This window comes from Undibacterium sp. FW305-107, from assembly GCF_058788535.1.
In genome coordinates this window covers 361578-367774 of sequence record NZ_JBYTAV010000009.1, presented here as the reverse complement: position 1 = coordinate 367774, position 6197 = coordinate 361578, and the positions used below count along the sequence as shown (strand labels likewise).

6 protein-coding genes are annotated in these 6197 nt (G+C 48.7%); 5 read left to right on the top strand and 1 reads right to left on the bottom strand.

Annotated features, from left to right (window positions below):
* Positions 1-629, top strand: a 629-nt coding sequence (locus AC3WQT_RS21230; protein ID WP_492706821.1) for a hypothetical protein, incomplete at its 5' end; no start/stop codon positions are given.
* Positions 630-694: 65 nt separating this feature from the next.
* On the top strand, positions 695-2302 hold the full coding sequence (locus AC3WQT_RS21225) for an NAD(P)/FAD-dependent oxidoreductase (RefSeq protein WP_492706819.1): 1608 nt from the start codon (positions 695-697) through the stop codon (positions 2300-2302).
* A gap of 71 nt (positions 2303-2373) precedes the next feature.
* On the opposite strand, the gene AC3WQT_RS21220 is transcribed toward AC3WQT_RS21225, so the two are convergent.
* The gene (locus AC3WQT_RS21220; protein ID WP_492706817.1) at positions 2374-3201 is read right to left on the bottom strand and encodes an HDOD domain-containing protein; all 828 of its coding nucleotides are present in this window, start codon (positions 3199-3201) and stop codon (positions 2374-2376) included.
* 632 nt (positions 3202-3833) lie between these two features.
* Here AC3WQT_RS21220 and AC3WQT_RS21215 point away from each other — a divergent pair.
* From AC3WQT_RS21215 to AC3WQT_RS21205, 3 genes are read left to right on the top strand one after another with little or no spacing between them, the layout of a single operon-like run.
* Positions 3834-4319 carry a CinA family protein gene (locus tag AC3WQT_RS21215; protein WP_423009722.1) on the top strand — a complete coding sequence of 162 codons (486 nt, stop codon included), beginning with the start codon at positions 3834-3836 and terminating at the stop codon, positions 4317-4319.
* 1 nt (position 4320) lies between these two features.
* A complete protein-coding gene (locus tag AC3WQT_RS21210; RefSeq protein WP_492706815.1) occupies positions 4321-5106 on the top strand; it encodes a response regulator in 786 nt (261 codons plus the stop codon).
* A complete protein-coding gene (locus AC3WQT_RS21205) occupies positions 5103-6125 on the top strand; it encodes an ATP-binding protein (RefSeq protein ID WP_492706813.1) in 1023 nt (340 codons plus the stop codon). Before AC3WQT_RS21210 ends, AC3WQT_RS21205 begins: the two co-directional genes overlap by 4 nt.
* The last annotated feature ends 72 nt before the right edge of the window (positions 6126-6197 follow it).

Genomic DNA, 6197 nt, shown 5'->3' with positions numbered 1-6197 from the left:
CGGACTACTTATTCATCCAGTCTTGCGTCGCAGCGTTGTGTGCGTCAGCAGCAGAGAAACGAGATTATGAAGCACTTTACTTACCCTGTCAACACCTGCAACTCATTTCGTTTTGTTTCGTTCTTGCGAACTCACTAAACCGTTGCAATCTATTCACAGCACCAGATCTTTCCGCAGCTTTTACTTCTCCGCTCAATTTCCAGTCTTGCTTCACTTTCTTCGCCCCGCTCTTCAGCGGGAGGCGAACTATAGCAAACTCTCTACCTACTTTGCAAGACCCCGACGTAAATTATTTAGCCGTTTGTGGAAAAGCAAAATCAGGGGTGCGCTGCGCGCACCCCTGTCACTTCCTGCTATTCCGGTGTTTGGCGTCTTGCTTCGTAATGGGCTTTACGAATCAACGTCGTCCGATGGGCTTCTATATTGATGGGCATTTCGCTCATCGACCGAAACCCAGCCATATCCCGGCCTTCTCCTTGAAGGGGAAGGGATTTCTGCGTTTTGCGAAACCGCAGCAACAATCAGGAATGGTATTTTGCACACCTGGTCAACATCAGTTTTCTGGACAAGGAAATCCTTATATCGAAGCACATGCAGGTAAAATAGCGGATTCATCAAATCACTATTAAGAGCACCTGCCTATATAACTATATAAGCAGGTCACCTTGTCATTAGTGCTATCCGGACCGAATTTATGTTGCGCATTACCGATTTACAACTCCCGCTGGACCATGCCGAAGACGCGCTAAAAGCTGCCGTACTGAAGGAATTGGGAATAACAGAAAAAGAACTGATTAATTTTACGGTGTTCCGCCGTAGCTATGATGCGCGTAAAAAGACAGCGATCATTTTGATCTACACGATAGATGTAGAAACGACGAATGAAACTGCCTTACTGGCCAGCCACAGGAACCGCACAAAATTGTCCGAGACACCGGATACGTCGTATAAGTTTGTCACACATGCGGACAACAAGCCTTTCAAGCGGCCGGTTGTCATAGGCTTTGGGCCTTGTGGCTTGTTTGTTGCGTTACTCCTGGCAGAAATGGGCTTTAACCCTATCGTGCTGGAGCGTGGCAAAACTGTGCGTGAACGTACCAAGGATACCTGGGGTCTGTGGCGCAAGCGTGAATTGAAGCCGGAATCAAATGTGCAGTTTGGTGAAGGTGGTGCCGGTACTTTTTCTGATGGCAAGTTATATAGTCAGATCAAAGACCCAAAACATTATGGTCGTAAAGTGTTGACGGAATTCGTCAAGGCTGGCGCGCCGGAAGAAATCATGTATGTCAGCAAACCACATATTGGCACCTTCCGTCTGGTGAAGATGATAGAAGAAATGCGTCACAATATAGAAGCGCTGGGCGGTGAAATCCGTTTTGAGCAAAAAGTGACGGATATCGATATCGTTGACGGCAAGGTTCAGGGTGTGCAACTGAATGACGGTGAGTATATAGAAACAGCCCATGTAGTGCTGGCGATAGGACATAGCGCGCGCGATACATTCAAAATGATTGCTGACCGTGGTGTATACGTGGAAGCGAAGCCATTTTCCATAGGCTTTCGGGTAGAGCACCCGCAGTCTGTCATCGACAAGGCACGCTTTGGCCCGAATGCAGGCAACAAGATACTGGGGGCGGCAGATTACAAGCTGGTGCATCACGCCAAAAATGGCCGTTCTGTATATAGCTTCTGTATGTGTCCGGGTGGCACCGTGGTCGCAGCTACATCTGAACCCGGCCGCGTCGTCACGAACGGCATGAGCCAGTATTCACGTAATGAACGCAATGCAAATTCGGCGATCGTCGTCGGCATTACACCCGCTGATTATCCCGGCAATCCATTAGCTGGCATAGATTTGCAAAGGGCTCTGGAAGAAAAAGCTTATGAAGTGGGTGGTGGTAATTACAATGCACCGGGTCAGTTGGTTGGTGACTTTTTGGCGGCGCGCCCATCAACCGCGCTGGGTACGGTAGAGCCATCCTATAAGCCTGGCATCACTTTGTGCGACCTGGCGACGGTGTTACCTGAATTTGCGATCACGGCAATACGGGAGGCCCTGCCTGAGTTTGAAAAGAAAATCAAAGGCTTTGCAATGAAGGATGCAATTTTGACTGGCGTCGAAACACGCACATCCTCACCTATCCGCATCAAGCGTAATGACGGCGATTTGCAAAGCTTGAATACCCGCGGCCTGTTTCCTGCAGGTGAAGGCGCTGGTTATGCGGGTGGGATCTTGTCTGCCGCAGTAGATGGCATCAGGGTTGCAGAAGCTGTTGCCCTTGACATCCAGGCAAACGCGTAAAAAGAAAGTCTAAGCAAGCGTAGAAAATGGCAAAAACAGAATTCGTTTTTGCCATTTTTTTTTGCGACTTTTTAACCCAAAAGATCTTCCAGTCCTGCAGCCAACTCTGCTAACGGCGGCATTTCTTCGAGAATAAGTTCAGGTTTGATGCCCAATTTTTTTGCCACTTCTGTTGGGAAAGTAGCTTCACGCTCCTCTTCGGAATAATGACTTTCTTCCCCGCGTGCACACCATGAGGCAATATGGACGACTGCCCCTATCTGGTCAAACTCAGACTGCAGCAGCGGTTCGCCACAAGCCTTGATAGCGGTAGAAAAAGTGTCAGGAAAACGCCAGCGCTTCGCCAGCTCAGCACCCACATCAAAGAAATCATAACCAAAGGATGTGCGCTCTACGTCTGGCCTGCGCGGATCCAGTGGCCCGGCAGTCTTGTCGACTTGCAGCATTTGCTCGGGCATGCCTGCATGCATAACTAACTGGCCTATGGCATGCATTAATCCAACAGTAAATGCAAAGTCGGAATTGCAATGGGCTTTTTTTGCCAACCATTTTGATACGACCGCAGTATGCAGGCTATAACGCCAGAACTGCTTCAGATCCACCCCAGGCATCGCCTTGAAACCGCTGGTTAAACCGCTGCTGACGACCAGGGTACGTACGGTCATAAAACCCAGCATCAACACAGCATCATCAACAGAACCAACAGTTCTTGATGCATGATAATAAGAAGAGTTTGCCAGGCGCAGCAGTTTTGCGCTGAGGACCTGGTCTGCAGACAGCTTGCGGGCAATCTCGTCTATCGAGACATCGTCATTATTGAAACTGTCAATGACTTCCTGGACCACTTTGGGTATCGATGGCAAAGCATTTTGCTGCTGAAACAGATTCTCGATTTTCATAGGGCATCTCCTTTGGGGATGTGGATACAAGAGGTCTGTGCCTCTTATTATTTTCCGGAAATTGAATACCAGTCAGCAAATTCCCCGAATAATCGGGAGAAATGCACATTGCTATCAAAAATCATACTCTGATATTGGTTTTTCAGAAATGCTTTTTTGTTGCATGTATCGCTTTACACAAGATTGGTAACAATTCAGCCAGCAGACAGTATTTTGTATATCACTTTTCTGCTTGCACGGATGTAATTTGTTACTTTCTCGCCAGCTTACTTTTTGACTTATTTCTTTACTTCACTTCAGGGTAGACATGGTGGTAAAGTACTTTTAAGCCATTAGAACTCATTTCATAAATAGGATGAGTGCGAACATGCCGATTTGGGATGCAGTGCAAGGCGCGTCACGCAGCAATACGCCCAAATCGTCAGTTCCCGGAGGGTTTGCCTCATAACGCGCGCTGGACTGCGTTGGACTCGTTATCAATAGGCAAAGCTATTGACTGCCTCGTCCATAGTTTTACCATTGGCCAGCCCACGTTATGAGGCAAACGCATCTCACCCTATTTATGAAATGAGTTCTAGAAACAAGTTTTGGATAAGTTCATCAAGTCAGAGCAAGCAGCCAGGAGACGCATCATGCAAAACGCCATAGAACTCGCAACACAAGTCGGTGAAGAACTCAAATCCAGAAAACTGATACTTAGCATAGCTGAATCCTGTACCGGCGGTGGTGTAGCCCATGCCATTACAGAAATTGCCGGTTCTTCGGAATGGTTTGACTGTGGCTTTGTCACTTATTCCAACTCATCCAAAACAGAATTGCTGGATATACCGGCAGCACTGATCGCCCAGCATGGTGCCGTCAGCGAAGAAATCGCCGCTGCCATGGCACAAGGTGCCCTGGCTAATTCTGAAGCCCATCTGTCTTTATCGACCACAGGCATTGCCGGTCCAACCGGGGCAGTGCCAGGCAAGCCGGTAGGAACCATCTGCTTTGGCTGGGTAGTCGGTGGTGTCTCTCATACAGAAAGACTGGTGTTTGCTGGCGACAGGAAATCTGTACGCGAACAAACAGTTGTTCATGCATTAGATAAATTACTCAGGTATATCAAGGAGTTATAAATTGCTGTCAGTATTGCCAGCGACAATTGATACATTCGTGCATTCGCCAGCAAAACTAACTGCACATAGCGGCCGCCTGCATATTTTGCTGGTAGATGATGATGCAGAAATTGCTGATCTGCTCAGCAATTACCTGGGGAAATTTGATATCAGCTGTGTCGCTGTAGAAGATGGCGTGGCAATGCGTGCCGCATTACAGTCGCATAATTTTGATGTGATTTTGCTGGACCTGATGTTGCCAGGCGAAGACGGCCTGTGTCTGTTGCGCCAGCTACGCCGTCATGCGAACACACCTGTGATCATGCTGACTGCCAGAGGTGAATTTGCAGACAAGATAGTGGGGTTGGAATCGGGTGCGGATGATTACCTGATCAAACCCATCGATACCCGGGAACTGGTCGCACGCATACAAAGTGTCAGCAGACGTGCACATACATCTGCGCGGCAAACTCAAGAAATCAGCGATAGCAAAGCAACAGAAATGCGCTTTGATGCCTGGGTGTTGAATTTGCCGACGCGGCAACTGTGCAGTCCTGACAAACTGATTATTCCGCTGTCAAACGCCGAATTCAGGCTCTTATTGGCCTTTATCAAAAGACCCGGCCAAATACTCAGCCGCGACCAATTAATTGATTTTGCACACAATAAGTCTACCGAAGTCTTTGACAGAAGCATAGATTTGCTGGTGTCACGCTTGCGCCAAAAACTGGGAGATGACTCGCGCCATCCCAGTCTGTTAAAAACCGTCCGTGGTGAAGGTTATCTGTTTAACGCCAGCGTGCCATGAAACAACTGCTTCGCGATACCATCTTTACCCGCCTGTTTGGCCTGGCCATGGCGGCTGTAGTTGTCAGCCACGTCGCGACCTTTGTCCTGTTGTTTGTTTTCCTGGGGGATCACCGCCCTCCCCCAGCGCCAGAACATATGCCGCCCCATCCCCCGCATGGCATATTGCACGGCCCTTTTTTGGGATTTTGCCTGAGTATGGCAATACAACTATTGTTACTTGCAATAGCTGCCTGGATAGGCTCACGTAGCCTGGCACGTCCCATGCAAAAACTGGCTGCAGCAGCAAGCGCACTGGGTAAGCACAAACAACCCCTGGCAATTCCAGAGACCGGGCCAGAAGAAGCGCGCCAAAGTGCAAAGGTATTTAATCAAATGCAAGAGCGCCTGTTCCAGCAAATGGAAGAAAGAGAGCGTTTTCTGGCGGCAGTTTCCCATGATTTGCGCACTCCGCTGACGCGTATGAAGTTGCGGATAGAACAGTTGCACAATGCAGCCACAAATGAAAAGCTGCTTGATGATATAGAAGAAATGCGCCTGATGCTGGATGCCACCCTGGATTATCTGCGTGGCGGCGAAGAATCCATGCAAATGCTGGACGTAACTTCACTGGTGGCGGCCATTGTTGACAATATGCAGGACGAAGGCAAATCTGTCAGCATGCATGGAGAAGCCAAGCCTTTTCCGGCCTTGCCAAATGAACTGAGGCGCTGTGTCAGCAATCTGCTCGAAAACGCAATTGCGTATGGCAAAACTGCGCAAGTCAGTTTGCATGACAGCCACCATGAGTTATTGATCTGTATCGAGGATCAGGGCCTGGGAATACCCGAAGCAGATTTGGAAAAAGTATTCGCCCCCTTCTTCCGTCTGGCCATTTCCAGAAATAAAAATACCGGCGGCGTTGGTCTGGGACTCAGTATTGCCAGGGAAGTCGCAAGACGTCATCAAGGCAGTCTGATTTTAAAAAATCGCCATGATAAGCAAGGTTTACGGGCGGAATTGCGCCTGCCAAGAGGGTAAGTTCCACATTGTGTCAAAACCGATACAAAGCAGACACAAGCGAGCAACACGTGAATGCGACACTTCAGGACA

Coding starts and splice junctions, on each gene's coding strand:
- AC3WQT_RS21225 (WP_492706819.1), top strand. CDS start 695: ATGTTGCGCATTACCGATTTACAACTCCCGCTGGACCATGCCGAAGAC.
- AC3WQT_RS21220 (WP_492706817.1), bottom strand. CDS start 3,201: ATGAAAATCGAGAATCTGTTTCAGCAGCAAAATGCTTTGCCATCGATA.
- AC3WQT_RS21215 (WP_423009722.1), top strand. CDS start 3,834: ATGCAAAACGCCATAGAACTCGCAACACAAGTCGGTGAAGAACTCAAA.
- AC3WQT_RS21205 (WP_492706813.1), top strand. CDS start 5,103: ATGAAACAACTGCTTCGCGATACCATCTTTACCCGCCTGTTTGGCCTG.